19 protein-coding genes are annotated in these 22678 nt (G+C 70.1%); 6 read left to right on the forward strand and 13 right to left on the reverse strand.

Annotation, left to right across the window (positions count from 1 at the left end; genetic code table 11):
* Positions 1 to 3: 3 nt before the first annotated feature.
* The 8 genes from IF78_RS0125575 to IF78_RS0125610 all read right to left on the reverse strand — a co-directional run bounded on the left by IF78_RS0125575 (position 4) and on the right by IF78_RS0125610 (position 9779).
* Entirely contained in the window at positions 4 to 1794 is a 1791-nt protein-coding gene (locus IF78_RS0125575) for a chitinase (protein WP_031485006.1), read from the reverse strand.
* 173 nt (positions 1795 to 1967) lie between these two features.
* Positions 1968 to 2411: a hypothetical protein gene (locus IF78_RS0125580; protein WP_031485008.1), complete on the reverse strand. Its 444-nt coding sequence runs from the start codon at positions 2409 to 2411 to the stop codon at positions 1968 to 1970.
* A 129-nt stretch (positions 2412 to 2540) separates the two neighbouring features.
* The gene (locus IF78_RS0125585; protein ID WP_031485010.1) at positions 2541 to 3968 is read right to left on the reverse strand and encodes an NAD(P)/FAD-dependent oxidoreductase; all 1428 of its coding nucleotides are present in this window, start codon (positions 3966 to 3968) and stop codon (positions 2541 to 2543) included.
* A gap of 22 nt (positions 3969 to 3990) precedes the next feature.
* Positions 3991 to 4791, reverse strand: coding sequence for an ABC transporter permease (locus tag IF78_RS0125590; protein WP_031485013.1), 801 nt, complete (start codon positions 4789 to 4791; stop codon positions 3991 to 3993).
* The gene (locus tag IF78_RS0125595; RefSeq protein ID WP_031485015.1) at positions 4792 to 5721 is read right to left on the reverse strand and encodes an ABC transporter permease; all 930 of its coding nucleotides are present in this window, start codon (positions 5719 to 5721) and stop codon (positions 4792 to 4794) included.
* Positions 5721 to 6884: an ABC transporter ATP-binding protein gene (locus IF78_RS0125600; protein ID WP_031485017.1), complete on the reverse strand. Its 1164-nt coding sequence runs from the start codon at positions 6882 to 6884 to the stop codon at positions 5721 to 5723. The genes IF78_RS0125595 and IF78_RS0125600 overlap by 1 nt, the downstream gene beginning before the upstream one ends.
* Positions 6881 to 8128 (reverse strand): ABC transporter substrate-binding protein, encoded by a 1248-nt coding sequence (locus tag IF78_RS0125605; RefSeq protein WP_031485019.1) that lies wholly within the window; start codon positions 8126 to 8128, stop codon positions 6881 to 6883. The genes IF78_RS0125600 and IF78_RS0125605 overlap by 4 nt, the downstream gene beginning before the upstream one ends.
* 70 nt (positions 8129 to 8198) lie before the next feature.
* Positions 8199 to 9779 (reverse strand): gamma-aminobutyraldehyde dehydrogenase, encoded by a 1581-nt coding sequence (locus IF78_RS0125610; protein ID WP_031485021.1) that lies wholly within the window; start codon positions 9777 to 9779, stop codon positions 8199 to 8201.
* Between the two features lie 200 nt (positions 9780 to 9979).
* Between IF78_RS0125610 and IF78_RS0125615 the strand changes: the two genes are divergently transcribed.
* Positions 9980 to 10534: a riboflavin biosynthesis intermediates N-glycosidase gene (locus tag IF78_RS0125615; protein ID WP_234439893.1), complete on the forward strand. Its 555-nt coding sequence runs from the start codon at positions 9980 to 9982 to the stop codon at positions 10532 to 10534.
* A gap of 194 nt (positions 10535 to 10728) precedes the next feature.
* Here the strand turns inward: IF78_RS0125615 and IF78_RS49795 are convergent, their stop codons facing one another.
* Positions 10729 to 11490, reverse strand: a complete 762-nt coding sequence (locus tag IF78_RS49795) for a DUF4190 domain-containing protein (RefSeq protein WP_244889800.1) — start codon at positions 11488 to 11490, stop codon at positions 10729 to 10731.
* Positions 11491 to 11810: 320 nt separating this feature from the next.
* Here IF78_RS49795 and IF78_RS0125625 point away from each other — a divergent pair, with 320 nt between their 5' ends.
* Complete coding sequence (locus IF78_RS0125625) at positions 11811 to 12929, forward strand: adenosine deaminase (protein ID WP_107050013.1); 1119 nt, start codon at positions 11811 to 11813, stop codon at positions 12927 to 12929.
* A 76-nt stretch (positions 12930 to 13005) separates the two neighbouring features.
* The gene (locus tag IF78_RS0125630; protein ID WP_031485028.1) at positions 13006 to 13689 is read left to right on the forward strand and encodes a glycerophosphodiester phosphodiesterase; all 684 of its coding nucleotides are present in this window, start codon (positions 13006 to 13008) and stop codon (positions 13687 to 13689) included.
* 2 nt (positions 13690 to 13691) lie between these two features.
* Here the strand turns inward: IF78_RS0125630 and IF78_RS0125635 are convergent, their stop codons facing one another.
* Entirely contained in the window at positions 13692 to 15365 is a 1674-nt protein-coding gene (locus IF78_RS0125635) for a sigma-70 family RNA polymerase sigma factor (protein WP_037641211.1), read from the reverse strand.
* 362 nt (positions 15366 to 15727) lie between these two features.
* On the opposite strand from IF78_RS0125635, the gene IF78_RS0125640 reads away from it, so the two are divergent.
* Positions 15728 to 16894 carry a serine hydrolase domain-containing protein gene (locus tag IF78_RS0125640; protein WP_031485032.1) on the forward strand — a complete coding sequence of 389 codons (1167 nt, stop codon included), beginning with the start codon at positions 15728 to 15730 and terminating at the stop codon, positions 16892 to 16894.
* On the opposite strand, the gene IF78_RS0125645 is transcribed toward IF78_RS0125640, so the two are convergent.
* Positions 16884 to 17420 carry a hypothetical protein gene (locus tag IF78_RS0125645; RefSeq protein WP_031485034.1) on the reverse strand — a complete coding sequence of 179 codons (537 nt, stop codon included), beginning with the start codon at positions 17418 to 17420 and terminating at the stop codon, positions 16884 to 16886. The two genes, IF78_RS0125640 and IF78_RS0125645, sit on opposite strands and share 11 nt — an antisense overlap.
* Positions 17421 to 17559: 139 nt before the next feature.
* Here IF78_RS0125645 and IF78_RS0125650 point away from each other — a divergent pair, with 139 nt between their 5' ends.
* A complete protein-coding gene (locus IF78_RS0125650; protein ID WP_031485036.1) occupies positions 17560 to 18912 on the forward strand; it encodes a diacylglycerol/lipid kinase family protein in 1353 nt (450 codons plus the stop codon).
* A 317-nt stretch (positions 18913 to 19229) separates the two neighbouring features.
* Here the strand turns inward: IF78_RS0125650 and IF78_RS0125655 are convergent, their stop codons facing one another.
* Positions 19230 to 20396 (reverse strand): polyamine ABC transporter substrate-binding protein, encoded by a 1167-nt coding sequence (locus IF78_RS0125655; protein WP_031485038.1) that lies wholly within the window; start codon positions 20394 to 20396, stop codon positions 19230 to 19232.
* A gap of 119 nt (positions 20397 to 20515) precedes the next feature.
* The gene (locus tag IF78_RS0125660) at positions 20516 to 21955 is read right to left on the reverse strand and encodes a gamma-aminobutyraldehyde dehydrogenase (protein WP_031485040.1); all 1440 of its coding nucleotides are present in this window, start codon (positions 21953 to 21955) and stop codon (positions 20516 to 20518) included.
* Between the two features lie 192 nt (positions 21956 to 22147).
* Here IF78_RS0125660 and IF78_RS0125665 point away from each other — a divergent pair, with 192 nt between their 5' ends.
* On the forward strand, positions 22148 to 22666 hold the full coding sequence (locus IF78_RS0125665) for an Lrp/AsnC family transcriptional regulator (protein WP_031485042.1): 519 nt from the start codon (positions 22148 to 22150) through the stop codon (positions 22664 to 22666).
* Positions 22667 to 22678 lie beyond the last annotated feature (12 nt).

Genomic DNA, 22678 nt, shown 5'->3' on the forward strand with positions numbered 1-22678 from the left:
CCGTCAGCCGAAGTAGCCGTCGAACGTCCGCTGGAACTCCCAGCCGCCGTACCGGCCCCAGTTGATCGACCAGGTCATCAGGCCGCGCAGCGCGGGCCAGGTGCCGTGGGTGGTGTACGAGCCGCAGTTGGTCTTCTTCGTCAGGCAGTCGAGGGTCTTGGTGACCTCGGCCGGGGGAACGTAGCCGTTGCCCGCGTTGGTGGAGGCGGGCATGCCGATGGCGACCTGGTCGGCGCGCAGGGGCGGGAAGACGTTGTTCGCGTTGCCGGCGACCGGGAAGCCGGTCAGCAGCATGTCGGTCATGGCGATGTGGAAGTCGGCGCCGCCCATGGAGTGGTACTGGTTGTCGAGGCCCATGATCGGGCCCGAGTTGTAGTCCTGGACGTGCAGGAGCGTCAGGTCGTCGCGCAACGCGTGGATGACCGGGAGGTACGCCCCTGCCCTCGGGTCCTGGCCGCCCCACTGGCCGGTGCCGTAGTACTGGTAGCCGAGCTGGACGAAGAAGGTCTCCGGGGCCATTGTCAGCACGAAGTCGTCGCCGTACCGGGCCTTCAGGGTCTTCAGTGCCGAGATGAGGTTGATGATCACCGGGGTCTTGGGGTTCTTGAAGTCCGTGTCGTCGGCGTTCAGGGAGAGCGAGTGGCCCTCGAAGTCGATGTCCAGACCGTCCAGCCCGTACTGGTCGATGATCTTCGAGACCGAGGAGACGAAGGTGTCGCGGGCCGCCGTGGTCGTCAGCCGCACTTGGCCGTTCTGGCCGCCGATGGAGATCAGCACCTTCTTGCCCGCCGCCTGCTTGGCCCTGATCGCCGCCTTGAAGTCGGCGTCGCTCTCGACGTTCGGGCACTCGGTGACCGGGCAGCGGTTGAAGCGGATGTCGCCGGAGGTGACCGAAGTCGGTTCGCCGAAGGCCAGGTCGATGATGTCCCAGCTGTCGGGGACGTCGGTCATGCGCGTGTAGCCGGAGCCGTTGGCGAAGCTCGCGTGGAGGTAGCCGACCAGGGCGTGGGCCGGGAGGTCCACGGGATCGCCGGTACCCGCCGTCGTCGTCGCCGTCACCGTGGCCGACTTCGCGGACTCCCCCGCCTGGTTCACCGCGGTGACCTGGAAGCCGTACGCCGTCGAGGAGGCGAGTCCGCCGATCGTCGCCGAAGTGCCGCTCACCGTCTGGACCTTGGCGCCGTCGCGGTAGACCGCGTAGCTCGTCGCGCCGCTGACCGCCGACCAGGACAGGGCGACGCTGGACGAGGTGACGGATCCGGTCTTCAGGCCGGTCGGCGCCGCGGGCGGCTGCCCCGCGTCCACGCCGGGGCCGACGAGCGAGATGTCGTCGGCGTGGTAGGCGCCGGTGCCGTACCAGCCGTGGGTGTAGATGGTGACGCGGGTGGTGGAGGGGCCGGTGCGGAACGTGGTCGTCAGCTGCTGCCAGGCTGTGGCGGACTGGGTCCAGGCGGAGACGTCGGTGGTGCCGGTGCCGCTCGCGCCGAGGTAGACGTAGGAGCCGCGGACTTGGCCGGACAGCGTGTACTGGGAGTCCGGTTTCAGGGTCACGGTCTGCGCGCACCGGGCGTTGTCGGACCCGGCGGGAGTCGCCTGGAGCGCGGAACTTCCACTGCGGACAGGTGAGTTGACGGTGGTCCCCGCCGTGCAGGTCCAGCCGTCGAGGCCTGCCTCGAAGCCGCCGTTGCGGGCGAGGTCCGCGTCGGCCGCACGGGCGGCCGACGAGAGTGCGGTGAGGCCGGACAGGGTCAGTGCCGCAGCGGTCAGCAGGGCGAAGGGTCTGGAGGGATCCACAAGTGCCTCCGGGCATGGGGGAATTGGAGGGTGGAGAAGCCCACAACTTGGTCCAGACCAATCAGGTTGTCAAGGTATCCGGCGGTTCGGCAACGCCCCCAAGGGGCGCGGGGATCTGCGCGACCAGCCACAACGCCGCCGCTGCCGACCGACAACCCGGCGCGGCACTCGCCTCAGTCGTCGGCCAAGCCGGCGGCAGCCTCGTGCATGGCCAGTTCGAGGAGGGCCGGGTCGGTGAGGGTGCCGCTGCCGTCCGGCGGGATCAGCCAGCGGATGCCGCCGATGGCGCGGCCCGGGTACGGGACGACGATCCAGGTGCCCGCCCCGGCCGTGCGGATACCGGTGCCGAGCCAGCGGGCGGCCGTGCCGGGCGGCACGAAGAAGCCCATGCGCGAGTCGCCGAAGTCGACCAGGACCGGGCCGAGTTGGTCGAGGATGCGGGTGAGGACGTCGAGGGTCGGATAGCCGAGTTCGCCCGGCAGGATGAGTACGTCCCAGGCCTTGCCGGCCGGCAGCAGCGCAACCCCGAGGGGATTGCGTTCCCACTCCCAGCGACAGGCCGCGGGGTTCGGAGCCACGGATGTCAGCCACTCGACCGCCGACTTCGCCCCTGTCATGACGGTGACCTCCCTTGCCTTCGTGGACGCCGGTCGCGTCACGAGGGAGAGGGAGGTCACCTGGCAGGCATTACGCGGGTTCGCGCGACCAGTTTGAAGTGAACTGGGTCACATTCAGCTGAGACGCCTTCAGCTGTCGAAGCCGAGACCCAGCCGGTCCATCGCCCTCAGCCACAGATTGCGCCGCCCGCCGTGCGCGTCGGCGCGGGCCAGCGACCACTTGGTCAGCGCGATGCCGGTCCAGGCGAAGGGCTCCGGCGGGAAGGGCAACGGCTTCTTGCGGACCATCTCGAGCTGCGTCCGCTCCGTGCGCTCCCCCGACAGCAGGTCCAGCATCACGTCCGCGCCGAACCGGGTCGCACCGACGCCGAGGCCCGTGAAGCCCGCCGCGTACGCCACCTTGCCCTGATGGGCCGTGCCGAAGAACGCCGAGAAGCGCGAGCAGGTGTCGATCGCGCCGCCCCAGGCGTGGGTGAAGCGGACGCCCTCCAGCTGCGGGAAGCAGGTGAAGAAGTGCCCGGCGAGCTTGGCGTACGTCTCCGGGCGGTCGTCGTATTCGGCGCGGACCCGGCCGCCGTACGGGTAGATGGCGTCGTAGCCGCCCCAGAGTATGCGGTTGTCGGCGGAGAGGCGGAAGTAGTGGAACTGGTTCGCCGAGTCGCCGAGGCCTTGGCGGTTCGTCCAGCCGATCGAGGTGAGCTGCTCCTCGGTGAGCGGCTCGGTCATCAGGGCGTAGTCGTAGACCGGGACCGTGTAGGCGCGGACGCGCTTGACCAGGCTGGGGAAGATGTTCGTGCCGAGGGCGACCTTGCGGGCGCGGATCTGGCCGTAGGGGGTGCGTACGGCCATGCCGGCGCCGTACGGCTTCAGCGTGAGGGCGGGAGTGTGCTCGTACACGCGGACGCCGAGGTCCAGGCACGCCCGCTTCAGGCCCCAGGCCAGCTTGGCGGGGTGGACCATGGCGACGCCGCGGCGGTCGTAGAGGCCCGCCTGGAATGTCGGTGAGTCGACTTGCGCCCGCACCGCATCGGCGTCGAGGAACTCGATGCCCTCCGCCAGGCCCTTGTCCCGCAGCTCCTCGTACCAGTCGCGCAGTTCCCACGCCTGGTAGGTCTCGGTGGCGACGTCGATCTCGCCGGTGCGCTCGAAGTCGCAGTCCAGCGAGTAGCGGGCGACCGCCTTCTCGATCTCGTCGAGGTTGCGGGCGCCCAGCTCCTCGAGCTTGTGGATCTGGTCCGGCCAGCGGGCGAGCCCGTTGGGCAGACCGTGGGTGAGGGAGGCGGCGCAGAAGCCGCCGTTGCGGCCCGAGGCGGCCCAGCCCACCTCGCGGCCTTCGACCAGCACGACGTCCCGCTGCGGGTCGCGCTCCTTGGCGATGAGCGCGGTCCACAGTCCGCTGTAGCCACCGCCGACGACGAGGAGGTCGCAGGTCTCGGCGGTGGTGAGGGCGGGCTCGGGGTGGGGCTTGCCGGGGTCTTCCAGCCAGTACGGGACCGGCTGGGCTTCAGAGAGTGCCTGTGTCCATCTATTGCCACGACTCATGGCGCTTGGGGCCATGATTTCAACTCCCTACAGGGGTTTATGCCTTTTGCTTGTTACGGCGATTGCTTACGGCCATGGAGACCAGGACGAACAGTACGGCGACGACGAACATGGCCGTACCGATGACATTGATTTGAACGGGCGTTCCGCGCTGGGCCGAGCCCCAGACGAACATCGGGAAGGTGACGGTGGAGCCCGCGTTGAAATTGGTGATGATGAAATCGTCGAAGGAGAGCGCGAAGGCGAGCATCGCGCCCGCCGCGATGCCGGGGGCGGCGATCGGCAGGGTGACCCGGACGAATGTCTGGAACGGGCCGGCGTACAGGTCCTGGGCGGCCTGCTCCAGCCTCGGGTCCATCGACATCACACGGGCCTTCACCGCCGTCACGACGAAGCTCAGGCAGAACATGATGTGGGCGATGAGGATCGTCCAGAAGCCCAACTGCGCGCCCATGTTGAGGAACAGGGTGAGCAGCGAGGCCGCCATGACGACCTCGGGCATCGCCATCGGCAGGAAGATCAGCGAGTTCACGGCGCCCCGTGCGCGGAAGCGGTAGCGGACCAGCGCGAAGGCGATCATCGTGCCGAGGAGTGTGGCCCCGAGGGTCGCCCAGAACGCGATCTGGAGGCTGACCGACAGCGAGCCGCACAGGTCGGAGACGCCGCACGGGTCCTTCCAAGCGGCCGTGGAGAACTCCTGCCATTCGTAGTTGAAGCGCCCCTTCGGATTGTTGAAGGAGAAGACCGTGACGACGATGTTCGGCAGGAGGAGATAAGCGAGTGTCAGCAGTCCCGCGATGACGACGAGATTGCGCTTGAGCCAGTTGACGAAGGTCATTTAAACCAGATCCTCCGTTCCCGACCTGCGGATGTAGACGGTCACCATGACGAGGATGGCGGCCATGAGGATGAAGGAGAGCGCCGCGGCCGTCGGATAATCCAGGATGCGCAGGAACTGCGTCTGGATGACGTTGCCGACCATGCGGGTGTCCGTGGAGCCGAGCAGGTCCGCGTTCACGTAGTCACCGGCCGCCGGAATGAAGGTCAGCAGCGTGCCGGAGACGACGCCCGGCATCGACAGCGGGAAGGTGACCTTGCGGAAGGTGGTGACCGGCTTGGCGTACAGGTCGCCCGCCGCCTCGTGCAGCCGAGGATCGATGCGCTCCAGCGAGGTGTAGAGCGGCAGCACCATGAACGGCAGGAAGTTGTACGTCAGACCGCACACCACCGCGAGCGGCGTGGCCAGCACGCGGTCGCCCTCGGTCATGCCGAGCCAGCTGGTGACGTCCAGGACGTGCAGTGTGTTCAGGGCGCCGACGACCGGGCCGCCGTCCGCGAGTATCGTCTTCCAGGCGAGGGTGCGGATCAGGAAGCTGGTGAAGAACGGCGCGATCACCAGGATCATGATCAGGTTCCGCCAGCGGCCCGCGCGGAAGGCGATGAGGTACGCGAGCGGATAGCCGAGGATCAGGCACAGGATCGTCGCCGAGCCGGCGTAGAGCACGGAGCGCAGGAACTGCGGGTAGTACTCGGACAGGGCGTCCCAGTAGGTGGCGAAGTGCCAGGTGACCTTGTAGCCCTCCTCCAGGGAGCCCGTCTGCACGGACGTGGAGGCCTGGTAGATCATCGGCAGCGCGAAGAAGACCAGCAGGTACAGGATGCCGGGCAGCAGCAGCCAGTAGGGGACGAGACGGCCGCGTTTGCGCGGGGGCTTCTTCTCGGGTGCCGTCGGGGTGAGAGGCGGTGGCGCCTCGGTGAGGGTCGCCATCAGACCGCCGCCTCTTCCTCGGTGCCGGCGTCGATGTCCTGGGTCGCGTCGAGGCCGAAGGTGTGCGCCGGGTTCCAGTGCAGGACGACGTCGGCGCCGGGCACGAGCCGGGGGTCGCGGTCGATGTTCTGGGCGTAGACCTCGAACTCGGGGCAGACGGGGCTGTCGACGACGTACTGCGTGGAGACGCCGATGAACGAGGAGTCCGCGATCTTGCCGGTGATGCGGTTGCGGCCCTCCGGGATCTCGCCCGCCTCGTCGGCGTGCGTGAGGGAGATCTTCTCGGGGCGTACGCCGACCAGCACCTTGCCGCCGGTCGAGGTGGGCGCGCTGCAGCGCGCCTCGGGGAGGACGAGCTTGCCGCCGCCCGCCTTCAGCACGATGTCGTCGCCGCTCTTGGAGTCGACCTCGGCCTCGATGAAGTTCGAGGTGCCCAGGAAGTTGGCGACGAACGTCGTGCGCGGGTTCTCGTACAGGTCGGTCGGCGAGCCGAGCTGCTCGACGCGGCCCGCGTTCATCACGGCGACCGTGTCGGCCATGGTCATGGCCTCCTCCTGGTCGTGCGTGACATGGACGAAGGTGATGCCGACCTCGGTCTGGATGCGCTTGAGTTCCAGCTGCATCTGGCGGCGCAGCTTCAGGTCGAGGGCGCCGAGGGGCTCGTCGAGGAGGAGCACCTTGGGGTGGTTGATGAGCGCGCGGGCGACGGCCACCCGCTGCTGCTGGCCACCCGACAACTGGTGCGGCTTCTTGCGGGCCTGCTCGCCGAGCTGCACGAGGTCGAGCATCTCCTCGACCTGCTTCTTCACCGACTTGATGCCGCGCCGGCGCAGGCCGAAGGCGACGTTCTCGAATATGTCGAGGTGCGGGAAGAGGGCGTACGACTGGAAGACCGTGTTCACCGGCCGCTTGTACGGCGGGAGGGCCGTCACGTCCTGGTCGCCGAGGTGCACGGTGCCGGAGGAAGGTTCCTCCAGACCGGCGATCATGCGCAGCGTGGTCGTCTTGCCGCAGCCGGAGGCGCCGAGCAGGGCGAAGAAGGAGCCCTGCGGCACGGTCAGGTCGAGCGGGTGGACGGCGGTGAAGCCGTTGTCGTACGTCTTGCTGATGCCCGAGAGGCGGACGTCCCCGCCGGTTTCGTTCTTGTTCGTCACGGTGGTCACGCCCCAGTCAGCTTCGCGAACTTCTCTTCGAACTCGGTCTCTTCCTTCGAGCTCAGCGAGCGGAAGGCGTGAGACTTCGCGGCCATGGCCTTGTCCGGGATGATCAGCGGGTTGTTCGCCGCATCCGCATCGATCTTCTCCAGCTCGGCCTTCACACCGTCGACCGGTGTCACGTAGTTGATGTACGCGGCGAGCTCGGCGGCCGGCTTCGGCTCGTAGTAGAAGTCGATCAGCTTCTCGGCGTTCGTCTTGTGCCGGGCCTTGTTCGGAATGAGGAAGTTGTCGGTCGACGTGATGTAGCCGCTGTCCGGGATCAGGAAGTCGATGTCCGGGCTGTCCGCCTTCAACTGGACGACGTCACCGGCCCAGGCGATACAGGCGGCGAAGTCGCCGCTGCTCAGGTCGGAGGTGTAGTCGTTGCCGGTGAAGCGGCGGATCTGGCCCTTGTCGACGGCCTTCTGGATGCGGGCGACGGCCGCGTCGTAGTCGTCGGCGCTGAAGCTGCCCGGGTCCTTGCCCATGTCGAGCAGGGTCATGCCGATGCTGTCGCGCATCTCCGACAGGAAGCCGACGCGCCCCTTGAGCTTGGGGTTGTCGAGCAGATCGGAGAGAGTCTTCACCTCGACGCCGTCGAGCGCCTTCTTGTTGTAGGCGATGACGGTCGAGATGCCCTGGAAGACGTACGAGTGGGCGCGGCCCGGGTCCCAGTCGGGGTTGCGGAACTGTGCCGACAGGTTGGCGTAGGCGTGCGGCAGGTTGGCCGGGTCCAGTTTCTGGACCCACCCGAGGCGGATGAGGCGGGCGGCGAGCCAGTCGGTGAGGACGATGATGTCCCGGCCGGTGTCCTGGCCCGCGGCGAGCTGCGGCTTGATCTTGCCGAAGAACTCGACGTTGTCGTTGATGTCCTCGGTGTACTTGACCGAGATGCCGGTCCGCTGCTTGAACTGGTCGAGCGTGGGGTGGTGCTTCTCGCTCTCGTCCACGTCCATGTACTCGGTCCAGTTGGAGAAGTTGACCACCTTCTCCTTGGCCGAGTGGTCCTCGGCCGAGACGCCGCCCTCGGTGTTGCCGGCCGCGGGGATGCCGCAGCCGGTCAGCGCCCCGAGGCCGCCGACCGCGAATGCGCCGCCCGCTGAGGCGCGCAACAGTGACCGCCGGGTCATGGCGGCCCGGCCGTTGCGGAAGCTGCGCCGCATGGCGGCCACTCGGGCCGGGCTCAGGCGGTCGGGCTCGTACTGCTCCATGCGCGTGGTGCCCTTTCGGAGGGGGAGCGGCCGGACGTGGTCGGGCGGCCGGCCGCGCTCGCTGACGTGGCTATCGGTCCCCGAAGACGGTGCGGTGCCAGTCCTTGACGGCGACCGCGGTGTTGTCGAACATGACGTGTTTGATCTGGGTGTACTCCTCGAAGGAGTACGCGGACATGTCCTTGCCGAAGCCGGAGGCCTTGTAGCCGCCGTGCGGCATCTCGCTGATGATCGGGATGTGGTCGTTGACCCACACGCAGCCCGCCTTGATCTCGCGGGTGGCGCGGTTCGCCCGGTAGACGTCGCGGCTCCAGGCGGAGGCGGCGAGTCCGTACGGGGTGTCGTTGGCGAGGCGGATGCCTTCGTCGTCGCTGTCGAACGGCAGGACGACGAGGACGGGCCCGAAGATCTCCGACTGGACGATCTCGCTGTCCTGGGGTGCGTCGGCGACGAGGGTGGGCCGATAGTAGGCGCCGTTCTTGAGATCGCCCTGGGGAGCCTCACCCCCGGTGACCACGCGCGCGTAGGCACGCGCACGGTCCACGAACCCGGCGACCCGGTCGCGCTGGACGTGCGAGATCAGCGGGCCGAGGTCGGTGCCGGGGGCGAAGGGATCGCCGAGCCGGATGCTCTCCATGAGGGCGGCGGTCTGTTCCACGAAGGCGTCGTAGAGCGGCCTCTGCACGTACGCGCGCGTGGCGGCCGTACAGTCCTGCCCGGTGTTGATGAGCGCGCCCGCGACGGCGCCGTGGACGGCGGCTTCCAGGTCGGCGTCGTCGAAGACGACGAAGGGCGCCTTGCCGCCCAGCTCCAGGTGGATCCGCTTGACGGTGCCGGTGGCGATCTCGGCGACGCGCTTGCCGACGGCGGTGGAGCCGGTGAAGGACGTCATGGCGACGTCGGGGTGGGCGACGAGGTGCTCCCCTGCCTCCTTCCCGGTCCCGGTGACGATGTTGATGACACCGTCGGGGATCCCTGCGTCGGTGGCGGCCCGGGCGAAGAGCAGCGAGGTCAGCGGGGTGAGCTCGGCGGGCTTGAGCACGATGGTGTTGCCCGCGGCGATCGCCGGGAGGATCTTCCAGGCGGCCATCTGGAGGGGGTAGTTCCAGGGGGCGATGGAGCCTACGACACCGATGGGTTCGCGGCGCACGTAGGAGGTGTGGTCGCCGGAGTACTCCCCCGCGGACTGCCCCTGAAGATGCCGGGCGGCACCGGCGAAGAACGCGGTGTTGTCGATCGTCCCCGGGACGTCGAACTCGCGGGTCAGCTTCAGCGGCTTGCCGCACTGCAGGGATTCCGCGCGCGCGAAGTCCTCGGCGCGCTCGGCGAGGACGGCGGCGAAGCGGTGCAGCGCGTCGGAGCGCTCGCCCGGGGTGGCGGCGGCCCAGGCGGGGAAGGCCTCGCGCGCGGCGGCGACCGCGGCGTCGACGTCGTCGGTGCCGGCCAGGTCGTACCTGTACACCTCCTCCCCGGTGGCAGGGTCGACGACGGCGTGCGTACGACCGGAGGTCCCCTTCGCCGGACGGCCCGCGATGTGCTGCGCGCCGTCCGCGAAGCGGTCCTGGGCCGGGAATCGTTCCGAGGTGGCGGTTTCCGGGGTTGTGGTGTCCGGTGGTGCGGTTTCCGGGGTGGCGGTGCCCGGGTTCTGCATGGCGCTCTCCTCCGTGTCCCCGTGGTGGGGCCGGCGTGGCTCAGGCTCGATTTGAGTGCCGATCCTGACAGAGCAGGAGGACTCCAACAAGTGATTCCGTTGTTGCCTTTTGGTTACGCGACGGAATCTGTCGACCAGGTGTCGAGTTCGCCTGGAAAACCGAGGACGGATTGTCGGTGGTGCGTGCGATGCTCGGGGGCATGGCGAAGATCGATTCTTGGGACGCCCTTCTCGGGGCGGTCCGTGCGGGGGCGAGAGTCAAGTATCTGCACTTCTGGGGGCACCGGCCGCTGCCCGACGGCCGGGTGGGCGCGAGCTGTCTGAGCCAGTGGTGGCCGTCGCCGTTCACGGTGGACGGGGTGGCGTACGCGACCGCCGAGCACTGGATGATGGCCGAGAAGGCGCGGCTGTTCGGGGATGCGGAGGCGGAGCGGCGGGTGCTCGACGCCGGGCATCCGTCGGTGGCGAAGAAGGCCGGGCGGCTGGTGCGGGGGTTCGACGACGGGGTGTGGGAGCGGGAGCGGTTCCGGATCGTCGTCGAGGGGTCGGTCCACAAGTTCGGTGCGCATGCGGATCTGCGGGGGTTTCTGCTGGGTACGGGGGATCGGGTGCTGGTGGAGGCGAGTCCGGTGGATCGGGTGTGGGGGATCGGGTTGGCGGCGAGGGATGAGGGGGCCGGGGATCCGGAGCGGTGGCGGGGGCCTAATTTGCTGGGGTTTGCGTTGATGGAGGCGCGGGAGCGGTTGCGGGGGTAGGCGGTTTTTCGCCCCCGCCGCCCCTACCCGTCCCATCCCCAGGGGCTGCTGCCCCTTCGACCCCGCTCCCAGGGGGCTCTGCCCCCTGGACCCCCGCTCCTCAAACGCCGGAGGGGCTGACTTAGCCCGTCCGGCGTTTGAGGACGGGGACGGGACGGGTAGGGGCGGCGGGGGCGAGAAACACCCGGCGTTCCCTATGACGTCGCGATCACGAACGCCAGCATCACCAGGCTGAGCACCAGACCCGCCACCCCACAGATGACCCCGGCAAGCGCCTGCCCCCGGTTCGTCGCCTCACCCCGCCGCGCCTTACCCATGCCGATCGACCCGAAGATCACCGCCAGCACACCCACGACGATCGCCACCGGCCACAGACAGAAGACCACGGCCGAGATGATCCCGAGCACCAGCCCCGCGGTACCCATCCCATTACTGGGCAGGGCATGCATACCGGGCCACCCGTAGTAGCCCGCCGCACCCGGCCCCGGAGGGAAACCGTGACCACCGGGATAGCCGTACGGCACCCGCCCCGGCCCCTCGGGCCCGATGGGCGGCGGCGGCACATGCTCGCCATGGGCCGCGTAGTGACCGGGCCCGACAGGAGGTGCGAAGGGATTCACCGGCGCCCCGAGCGACGCGGACGCCATGGGAGCCGTGGGAGACGCGGCCCCCGGCGGCGCGAACGGGTTGGCTGCCGAGCCGCCCGGCGGCGCGAACGGGTTCACTGCCGAACCGTCCACCGGCATCGCGGGCGCCGCCCCTGCCGAGGGACCGCCTCCTGCCGACGGATTCATCCACGGCGGCGCCGGCGGGACGGCGTCCCGCGGCTCGGACGGCACTCCCGCCGTCGGCGCCGAACCAACCGTCTCCTGGTCATGCACGGACGGAGCGGGCCAGGTCGGCGGCTCGTACGGGGCGAAGGTGTGCCCGGCTCCCACGGGCCCCGGGGAATCCACCCGCGCTCCCCCGACAGGAGGCGCCCACGGATCCCGCTCAGGACCCGACACCGCACCCCCCGGTCCCGGCACCCCCGGCTCGCCCAAAGACCCGGACGCCCCATCGCCGCCCTTCCCGAGCGACACCTTCGGCCCCTTCTCCAAGGAAGCCCCAGATACCTCCGACGCCCCCAGTACTTCCGCCGCCTCCGCCACCCCCGGCGTCTCCGCATCGTCGGACATGCGCGGGCCCCCCTCTTTCGTACGTGCCGTCATGCTAAGGCCCCGTCTCCGCCCTCGCGGTCCCGGCCTACGATGACCCCCGAGTCACCGATCAGCCGATCACCCGCGCCCGCCGCCCCACACCCGGCCGCGGACGCCGTTCCCGGGGAGGAACCTTGACCGACCGTCTCGTCGACGCCCGCGTCCCGCGCGATCTGCACGCCTTCATCGCCGGACTGCCCAAGGCCGAACTGCACGTCCACCACGTCGGCTCCGCCTCCCCCCGCATCGTGGCGGCACTCGCCGCCCGTCACCCCGACTCCAAGGTCCCCACCGACCCGGAGGCCCTGGCCGACTACTTCACGTTCACGGACTTCGCCCACTTCATCGAGGTGTACCTGTCCGTCGTGGACCTGATCCGCACCCCGGAGGACGTACGGCTGCTGACCTACGAGGTCGCCCGCGACCTGGCCCGGCAGCAGGTGCGCTACGCCGAGCTGACCATCACCCCGTTCTCCTCCACCCGCCGCGGCATCGACGAGGGCTCGTTCATGGACGCGATCGAGGACGCCCGCAAGGCGGCCGAGGCCGAGTTCGGGACCGTACTGCGCTGGTGCTTCGACATCCCCGGCGAGGCGGGGCTCGAAGCCGCCGAGGAGACCGTGCGGCTCGCCACGGACGACCGGGTGCGCCCGGAGGGCCTGGTCTCCTTCGGGCTCGGCGGGCCCGAGATCGGCGTACCGAGGCCGCAGTTCAAGCCGTACTTCGACCGGGCGATCGCCGCCGGACTGCACTCCGTGCCGCACGCCGGTGAGACCACCGGACCGGAGACGGTCTGGGACGCCCTCACCCACCTGCGCGCGGAGCGCATCGGGCACGGCACGAGCTCGGCACAGGACCCGAAGCTGCTCGCGCACCTCGCCGAGCACCGGATCCCGCTGGAGGTGTGCCCGACGTCCAACATCGCCACGCGCGCGGTCCGCACCATCGACGAGCACCCGATCAAGGAGTTCGCGAAGGCCGGGATCGTCGTCACCATCAACTCCGACGACCCGCCGATGTTCGGCACGGACCTCAACAACGAGTACGCGGTCGCCGCCCGCCTCCTCGACCTCGACGAACGCGGCCTGGCCGACCTGGCCAAGAACGCCGTGGCCGCGTCCTTCCTCGACGAGCCCGGCAAGGCGCGGATCGAGGCCGAGATCGACACGTACACCGCCGACTGGCTCGCGCCCTGACACCGCCACCGACCCACAACCTCGCCGACGGCTCCCCACACCTCCCGACGGCTCCCCACCCACCACAATGTCCCTCATGCAGAACGTGACCGCCGTCGCCCACCGCGGCGACCCCTACCGCGTCCGCGAGAACACCCTCGACTCGCTGCGCTCCGCGCTCGAACTGGGCGCGGACGCGGTGGAGATCGACGTACGGCTCACCAGGGACGGCGTGCCCGTGCTGTTGCACGACGACACCCTGAAGCGGCTGTGGGAGCAGGACCGGCCGCTGCTCGCGCTGTCGGCGGCCGAGGTGCGGGGGCTGACGGCGGGCGGGGTGCCGACGCTTCAGGAGGCGCTGGCGGTGTGCGACGGGAGCCGGGTGATGCTCGACCTGCCCGGCACCCCCGATGTGAGCGCCGCCCGCCGGGTCGTGGACGTCGTGCGCGAGTGCGGGGCCGAGGACCGCGTGTACTACTGCGCGGGCGCCTCCGCGATGCTCGCCGTGCGCGCCGCCGACCCGGCCGCGGAGATCGCCCTGACCTGGACGACGCTGGCGCCACCACGGCCCGTGCTGCTGGACGCGGTACGCCCCCGCTGGCTCAACTACCGCTTCGGGCTGGTCGACCACGCCCTCGCCGAGCGCGTCCACCGCGACGGCCACCTGCTGTCCGTGTGGACCCCGGACACCCGCCGCTCCATGCGCCGCCTGCTGGACGCCGGCGTCGACTCGATCACCACGAACCGGGTGGACGCCCTCCTGGGCCTGCGCACCGCCTGAGCTCAGGAGCTCCGCACTCGGGACTCCTGCGGCACGGTCGCCGCGTCCGCCGGGGTCGCGCGCGTGACGTACTGCGGGACGGGCGTGTCGTCCTTACCGGTGTCGCGGACCAGGCCGTAGCGGATCACGCCGTCGGGCGGTCCCAGGTTGATGTCCTTGTTCGCGGCGTCCCAGCTGGAGGGGAAGACGCTGAGGTTGTAGTCGGCGCCGCTCTCGTTGACGGTGAGGGTGACGCTGCCGTCGAGGTAGAAGTACTCGTTCTGCCACATCTGCTGGGTGCCGGGCGGCAGGACGGTGTACCCGGTGGTCGTGCTGCCCATGCCGGTGGCAGAGCTGTCGGTGCTGCTGACGCGGTCGTCCATGCGGCGGCCGCCGCCCGAGGCCACGTGGAAGAGCTTGCCCTTCAGTCCCGTCCAGGCCGGCATGACGAGGCCGCCCGGCCGGTACTGCGGTGCGATCTGCCAGCGGACGAGGATGTAGCCCTGGCCGGTGAGCGTGGCGCTGTCGCCGCGGTGGTTCATCACGGCGTGCGCGCCGCCCGTGCTCGTTATGCCGGACTCGGGGCGGTGCGGCAGGGCAGCGGGCCGGGCGTTCGGGTCGGGCGCCCGGTCGACGGCGTCGACGACCGTGCCGTACAGGTCGGCCTTCCGCGTCGGTGACGGCGACGGTGAGGGCGTCGCCGACGGTGACACGCGCGGCGTGGGCGACGGCGGGCGGGGCCGGGCCGTGCTGGCCGCGGTGGGGGCGGCCGCCCGGGGCGGCGGGGCGTCCGGGGCCTGGGTGACGACGTACGCGCCGCCCGCGACGATCGTCGCGCCGGCCGTCACCGCGACGGCGGGCTGGGTGAGCGCGGCCACCACCTTGGCCGACCAGCCGACGGACGTCGCCGCGACCGCCGTCTTGCCGCCGAAGGCCAGGGAGAGGGTGAAGCCGACGGGGATCGGGACGAGCGCGATGCCGACGAGGAGGCGTTCCGCCGGTACGACGGCCTCGCGGGTGTCGCCGCAGTAGCCGCAGCCCCTGATGTGCCGGGCCAGCCGCTTGCGCCAGACCGAGTCGGGGCGGCCGCTGAAGCGGGCGGTCAGCTCGCGCAGGTCGGGGCAGGCGCCGTCCAGGGCCCGGACGATGCCGCGCGCGGTCTCCAGCCGTTCCTTCACCCGCTGGACGCGCACGGCGGCGTGCTGCCGGCTGATCCCGGCCGCGGCGGCCAGCTCGCGCCGGGTCAGCTCGCCCGCGACCTCCAGCCACCACAGCGACAGCAACTGCCGGTCCTCGTCGTCGAGCCAGCGCACGGCCTCCGCGACCTCGCGCCGCTGTCCCTCCAACTGGAGCCGCAGCACGGTGAGTTCGGCGAAGTCCGTCGCCTCGTGCGCGGCGGACTCGTCGAGTTGGACGGGCTGCTTGCGGCGGGCCCGGTCGCGTATCTGCCGCATGGCGATGGCGACGAGCCAGGAGCGGAAGCTGTCCGGGTCCCGCAGCGAGCCGAGGTTGTCGACGGCACGCAGCATGGTCTCCTGGACGACGTCGTCGACGTCGGCATGGCCGTTCAGGGCGCGTCCGACCACGTTGTAGACGAGCGGAAGCCAGCCCTCGACCAGTTCGTCCAGCGCATGCCGGTCACCGCCCTGCGCCGCCGCGATGGTGGAGCGCCACTGCCTGCCGGCTGCCTCGTCCACGTACGTCCTCTCCCGGGTCACTTGCTGCCCGTACGCACCATCTCAGCCTGACCTGCGCTGTTGGCTATGTCGGAGATCACATTCCGCTTCCGGGACAGGCGAGGCATGGGGGTGGCTCCGGGGTGTGGGGACGGAGGGACGCGAGTGGAGACGCGGTGAAGAGGGCGGCGATAACACTTTTTTCGGCGGACGGGGCCCGTAAGGGCGATCCCTTACAACTCCCCTGTATCGCCCGGCACTTGGTCGGGGCTCGCTCAGGGGCCGAGCCCCTCCTCGCCGACGATCCGGCCGGGGCCGTACCGCCCGAGGATGATCACGCACCACCTCTTCACCGGACACCCCGTCGATTTCAGGAGCAGAAGATGCCCGTACGCCCGCTTCCCGCCCTCCTCACCTCCGCGCTGGCGCTCACCCTCACCGCGCTGCCGCTGGCCGGGGCGGCCTCCGCGCGGCCAGCGTCGCCATCGTCGTCGTGCTCCGCGCAGGCCATCGAGACCGCACCCTCCAGCGGGCCCGACGTCAAGGCCCTGTGCGCCGCGCTCGCCGGCCTGCCCGACAAGGACGCGACGGCCGCGCTGATCCGCGTCGGCGGCAAGGGGAGCTGGCACGGGGCGGCCGGGGTGCGGGACGTGAGAACCGGGGCGCCCGCGCTGGAGAACGCCCGGTTCCGGGCGGGCTCCTCGACGAAGATCGTGACCGCGGCGATCGTGCTGCAACTCGCCGCCGAGGGGCGGCTCTCCCTCGACGGCACGGTGCAGCAGTACATGCCGGGCCTGCTCACCGACGACTTCGAGCCCATCACCGTACGGCAGTTGCTGAACTTCACCAGCGGACTCCAGCCGGGCGCATCCCTCGGCGAGGACGTCGACGACGGCTACGAGCACCGCTTCGAGACGCTGACCCCTGGGGAGGTGGTGGCCGCGTCGGTCGCCAAGGGCCCCGACCCGGACCACGCGCCCGGCGAGCACCAGCGCTACGGCAACATCCACTACACGGTGCTGGGCATGCTGATCGAGAAGGTCACCGGCGACTCGTACGCCCACCAGGCGGCCGTACGGATCTTCCGCCCGCTCGGCATGCGGCACACCTCGTTCCCGGCCGGCCCGGACCCCCGCATCCACGGGGCGCACAACCGCGGCTACGACTGGATCGACGGCAGGCTGGTCGACGTGACCGAGTGGAACATGTCCGACCGGTTCGCCGCCGGCGACATGATCTCGACGACGACCGACCTGGAACGGCTGGTGTTCGCCCTGTTCCGCGGCCAGGTGGTGCCCGAGCCGCAGCTGAAGGAGATGTTCACGGTCCCGGACGTCGAGGGGGCCACCATGGCCGCCGCGCTGGAACGTTACGAGCTGAACGGCAAGGTGATCTGGGGCAAGACGGGCGCCCGCCCCGGCTATCACACCGTGGTCGCGGCCACCCGCGACCTCTCCCGCACGGTCGTCTACTCCGTCAACTCCACGGACGCGAAGGGCGACGGCCTGGCCATCGCCCAGCGCTTCGCGTTCCCGGCGTTCAACCGCTGACGGCGGCGGCAGCGGCCGGAGGTGCCGACTGTTCGGTCAGCGCCTCCAGCCGCTTGATCCTCTGCCGTACGACATACAGCGGGATCACCCCGAAGACACCGAAGGACATGTCGATCACCGACCACCAGAAGGGGATGTCGCGGATCGGCCCGCAGATCAGGGCGAGCGGGATGATGCCGGCGCAGGCGATCATCCCGAACTCGACGACCCAGATGTTGCGGACGGGGTCGCGGTACGGGCCGTAGAAGGCGACGGCGATGACGAGGTGGGCGAAGGCCAGCCAGTCCGTGCCGTACAGGATGAAGGGGTATTCGGCGTCGGCGGTGTCGAGCCCGTGCCGGACGCGCTCGATCCAGTCCATGAGGCCGGGCAGCTGCTCCGGCACGGACAGGGCGCGCAACAGGTCCTCGGTCCAGCGCAGTTCATGCACGAGGGGGAAGGCCGTGGCGCCGCTGAGCACCAGGCAGACGACGAAGAAGGCCAACCAGGCGCGGATGCCCTTGAGCAGGGCGGCTCTGTCGCTCATGGGGGTAGCGTACGCCCTTGTTGAACATGTTCAAAAGTGTGTGCCGTGCGCTGCCCCGCCCTGACCACCGCGCTGCGGCCGGGGCTGGTCACACGCGCGACGCACCCGCCCTACGATGTCCGCGGCGGACGGAGGAATCATGGGCTGGGACTTCAGCGAGCGGGCCTACCGAGGCCAGCGGTGGGCGGCGCGTACGGCGTTGGCCTCGGCCGGTCTCGCGGTGCTCGTGCCGCTCGCCTACGGCGGTGTCGGCGGCGTGCTGCTGCTGGTGGCCGGCGCCGCGGGCCTGGGTCTCAGCGCGGTCGCGGTGTGGTGGACGCTGACCCTGCGCGGGCCGCTGCGCTGGGCGGCGGCCGTCGTGGCCCTGGCCGTACCGGCCGCCGTCGTCGCACTGTTCGCGGCCACCCTGTTCTGGGCGCTGCTGGCGTCCGTGGCGCTGTGGACGCTGGCCGTGTGGAGCGGCCGGTACGCGCTGCGGGGCACGGGCAGCACGCGGGTGCGGGTCATGCGGGAGCGCAAGGCGCCGCCGCCGCAGCGGCCGGTCCTCATCATGAACCCGCGCTCGGGCGGCGGGAAGGTGGTCAGCTTCGCACTCAAGGAGAAGGCCGAACGGCTCGGCGCCCACGTCGTCCTCCTCGACCCGGACCAGCACCAGGACGTCACCGCCCTGGCCCGCAAGGCCGTGGCGGAGGGCGCGGACCTGCTGGGCGTCGCGGGCGGCGACGGCACGCAGGCGCTGGTCGCGGCCATCGCCGCCGCGTACGACCTCCCGTTCCTGGTGATCAGCGCGGGCACCCGCAACCACTTCGCCATGGACCTCGGCCTCGACCGCGACGACCCGTCCAGCTGCCTCGACGCGCTCACCGACGGCGTGGAGCTCCGCGTCGACCTCGGCTACGCGGGCGACCGGCCCTTCGTCAACAACGCCTCCTTCGGGGCGTACGCGGCCATCGTGCAGAGCCCCTCCTACCGCGACGACAAGATCGGCACCAGCCTGGAGCTGCTGCCCGACCTGCTCAGCCGCCAGCAGGGCCCGCGACTGACGGCCCGGGCGGCCGGGACGACGCTCGACGCCCCCCATGCCGTGCTGGTCAGCAACAACCCGTACCGCACGGACGACCCCTTCGGGTTCGGCCGCCGCGACCGCCTCGACGCCGCCGTTCTCGGTGTCCTCGCCATCAGGGTGGACAGCGCGGCCGATGCCGCCGCACTGATCCTCGACCCCGCGCCGCGCGGCCTCACCATCCTCACCGCGCCCCACGTCGTCATCGAGGCCGACCGCGCGGAGATCGAGGCCGGCATCGACGGCGAGGCCCTCGTCCTGCCCGCCCCGGTGCACTGCCGCATCATCCCCGGCGCCCTGCGCGTCCGCGTCCCCCGCAAACGCCCGGGCGTCCCGCAGCGCGGCCCCCGCCTGGACTGGCGCCGGTTGCGCAAGCTGGCGGCGACGGTGGGGCGTACGGCGGTGCACCGGCGGGGGCCGTTCGTCTGACGCCGCCGAACTGCCGTGTGACACACGGGATTTGGGTACGCGCCCCGCGACAAGGGAGACCGACGGGTGGACGGCCGACACACCCGCCATTTGTCACGCCTACGACGAGCACGTCGAGGACGACCGCCGGACACCTTGTCCCTGTCCCTCACCACCTGGATCCTCGGCACGCCGCCCGAGGTCCTGGCGTCTCCGCCCTCCTCCGCGACGCCGCCGGCAACCAGAACTTCGAGGCCGCCGAGGTGGCCCGCTGCATCTCCGCCGGCAGTGCGCCATCGTCTTTCCCGGGGAGACGGACGAAAGGTGTGGCACCCGCCCTACAGCCCCGCCACCGCATTCCACCGCTTGGCGAACTCCACCCGCTCCCCGGCCGTGATGTCCCGCGCGATCGCCAGGCGCCTGCGCATCGCCGCGTCCGGGAAGATCAGCGGGTCCTCGGCCAGGGCGGCGGTCTCCTCGTCCTTGGCGGAGGCGAGGACGTCCTGGGCGGCCGGGACGGGGCACACGTAGTTGACCCAGGCCGCCAACTCGGCGGCGACCTCGGGCTCGTAGTAGTAGTCGATCAGGCGCTCGGCGTTGGCCTTGTGGCGGGCCAGGTTGGGGATCATCAGGGACTCCGACCAGAGCTCGGCGCCCTCCTCGGGAACGACGAAGCGGATGTCGGGTTCGTCCGCCTGGAGCTGGATGACGTCGCCCGAGTACGCCTGGCAGGCCAGTACGTCCCCGCTCGACAGGTCCTTGATGTAGTCGTTGCCGGTGAAGCGGCGGACCTGGCCCTTGCGCACGTGCTCCTCAACCTGGTCGCAGACCCTGTGGAAGTCGTCCGCGCTCCACCGGGTGATGTCGACGCCGTTGCCCTGCATGAGCAGGGCGAACGCCTCGTCGAGCCCGGAGAGCAGCGTCACCCGGCCCTTCAGGTCACTCGCCCACAGATCCGCCACGCTGCGTATCTCGCGGCCCAGCCTGCGGCGGTTGTACGCGATGCCGGTGATGCCGGACTGCCACGGCACGGTGAACTTCCGTCCCGGGTCGAACGCCGGTGAACGCAGCTGCGGATCAAGGTACTTCGTCACGTTCGGCTGCCGCGCCCGGTCCATCTCCTGGACCCAGCCCAGCCGTACGAACCGGGCGCACATCCAGTCACTGATGACGATGAGATCGCGGTCCGTGCGCTGATGGTTCATCAGCGCGGGGCTGACCTTGCCGAAGAACTCGTCGTTGTCGTTGATCTCCTCGACGTACTCGACGGAGATGCCGGTGCGCTTCTCGAAGGCCTCCAGCGTCGGCCGCCGCGTCTCGTCCGCGTCGTCCGTGTCGATGTACAGCGGCCAGTTGGCCCAGGCGAGCCGCTTGTCGGTGGCGGAAAGGTCAGCGGCGGCCCGCTCGCCGGGCGGCACGTAGGCGGCGGGCACACCACAGCCGGTGAGCCCGCCGAGCATCGCGCCGGAACCGAGCGCGCGAAGGAGAGTGCGACGAGAGGGCATGCCCCGGACGGTACTTGACGCGTCCAGGGCTGCAACGTCCCTCAGGGGCGCGGGGCTGTATCGATTTGCGGCTCCGCCGCGCGGGCGCGACCAGCCCCCACGCACCCGCAGCCGGAGAACTACGCCTCCAGGGACGTCATCACATGCTTGATCCGCGTGTAGTCATCGAACCCGTACGCCGAAAGGTCCTTGCCGTACCCGGACTTCTTGAACCCACCGTGCGGCATCTCCGCGACCAGCGGAATGTGCGTGTTGATCCACACGCACCCGAAGTCCAGCGCCTTGGACATCCGCATCGCCCGCCCGTGGTCCTTGGTCCACACCGACGACGCGAGCGCGTACTCGACACCGTTCGCCCACTCGACGGCCTGCGCCTCGTCCGAGAAGGACTGCACGGTGATGACCGGCCCGAAGACCTCCTTCTGGATGATCTCGTCGTCCTGCTTGACGCCGGAGACGACGGTCGGCGCGAAGAAGTAGCCCTTCTCCCCGACCCGCTTGCCACCGGCCTCCACGCGCGCGTGCGCCGGCAGCCGCTCGATGAAGCCCTCGACCTGCTTGAGCTGGTTGGGGTTGTTGAGCGGGCCGAACAGCACGTCCTCGTCGTCCGGCTGCCCGGTCTTGGTGTCGGTGGCCGCCTTCGCGAGCGCGGCGACGAACTCGTCGTGGATGGCCTCGTGGACGAGGACGCGGCAGGCGGCCGTACAGTCCTGCCCGGCGTTGAAGAAGCCCGCGACCGAGATGTCCTCGACGGCCTTGGCGATGTCCGTGTCCTCGAAGACGACGACCGGCGCCTTGCCACCCAGCTCCAGGTGGACCCGCTTGAGGTCCTTCGACGCGGACTCGGCGACCGACATGCCGGCCCGCACGGAGCCGGTGATGGACGCCATGGCCGGAATCGGGTGCTCGACCATCAGGCGGCCGGTGTCACGGTCGCCGGTGATGACGTTGAAGACGCCCTTGGGCAGGATCGAGCCGATGATGTCGGCCATCAGGACGGTCGACGCCGGCGTCGTGTCCGACGGCTTCAGCACGACCGTGTTGCCCGCCGCGATGGCCGGCGCGAACTTCCATACGGCCATCATCATCGGGTAGTTCCAGGGCGCGACCTGCGCGCAGACGCCGACCGGCTCACGGCGGATGATCGAGGTCATCCCGTCCATGTACTCGGCGGCCGCCCGCCCCTCCAGCATCCGCGCCGCGCCCGCGAAGAAGCGGATCTGGTCGACCATCGGCGGGATCTCCTCCGACCGGGTGAGCCCGACCGGCTTGCCGGTGTTCTCGACCTCGGCGGCGATCAGTTCCTCGGCGCGCTCCTCGAACGCGTCCGCGATCTTGAGGAGGGCCTTCTGGCGCTCGGCGGGCGTCGTGTCGCGCCAGCCCGGGAAGGCCCTGGCGGCGGCCTCCATCGCGGCGTCGACGTCCGCCTGCCCGGACAGCGGCGCGGTCGCGTACGCCTCGCCCGTCGCGGGGTTGACCACCTCGGTGGTCCGTCCGTCGGCGGCGTCCCGGAACTCACCGTCGATGTAGTTGCGCAGACGACGCAGCTCGGTGCTCACTGCCGGCCTCCTGTCAGGTCTTCACTGCTTGTGGCTGTCAGTACGGGGTGTCCAGTTACTGAGACACCCACCCTAATCGCCGGGCCCACGTTTTCAACACCCCCAATCCCGCCACCGCTGCGAAATCCGCAGGTCTCAGTCACGTAAACAACGAATTTCATCGCTACGACCTTGCGGAAGTGTCGAGACGTCGTGCACAGTGACGTCGTGGCCAGTCGAAGCGCAGAGCACAGGGACTCCCGCGAGTCCAGGAACGGCGGCGGTCCCCAGCTGGACGCCGTCTCCCTCGCCATCATCGAACAACTTCAGGAGGACGGCCGCCGGCCGTACGCCGCCATCGGCAAGGCCGTCGGCCTGTCCGAGGCGGCCGTGCGCCAGCGCGTCCAGAAGCTGCTCGACCAGGGCGTGATGCAGATCGTCGCCGTCACGGACCCGCTCACCGTGGGCTTCCGGCGCCAGGCGATGGTCGGCGTCAATGTCGAGGGCGACGTGGAGTCCGTGGCCGACGCGCTGACCGCCATGTCCGAGTGCGAGTACGTCGTGATGACCGCCGGGTCCTTCGACCTGATGGTGGAGATCGTCTGCGAGGACGACGACCACCTGCTGGAGGTCATCAACAAACGCATCCGGGCCGTCCCCGGAGTGCGCTCCACCGAGAGCTTCGTCTACCTCAAGCTCAAGAAGCAGACCTACATGTGGGGAACCCGATAACCGTGAGGACCC

The organism is Streptomyces bicolor (assembly GCF_000719285.1).
GTDB classification, from domain to species: Bacteria; Actinomycetota; Actinomycetes; order Streptomycetales; family Streptomycetaceae; genus Streptomyces; species Streptomyces bicolor.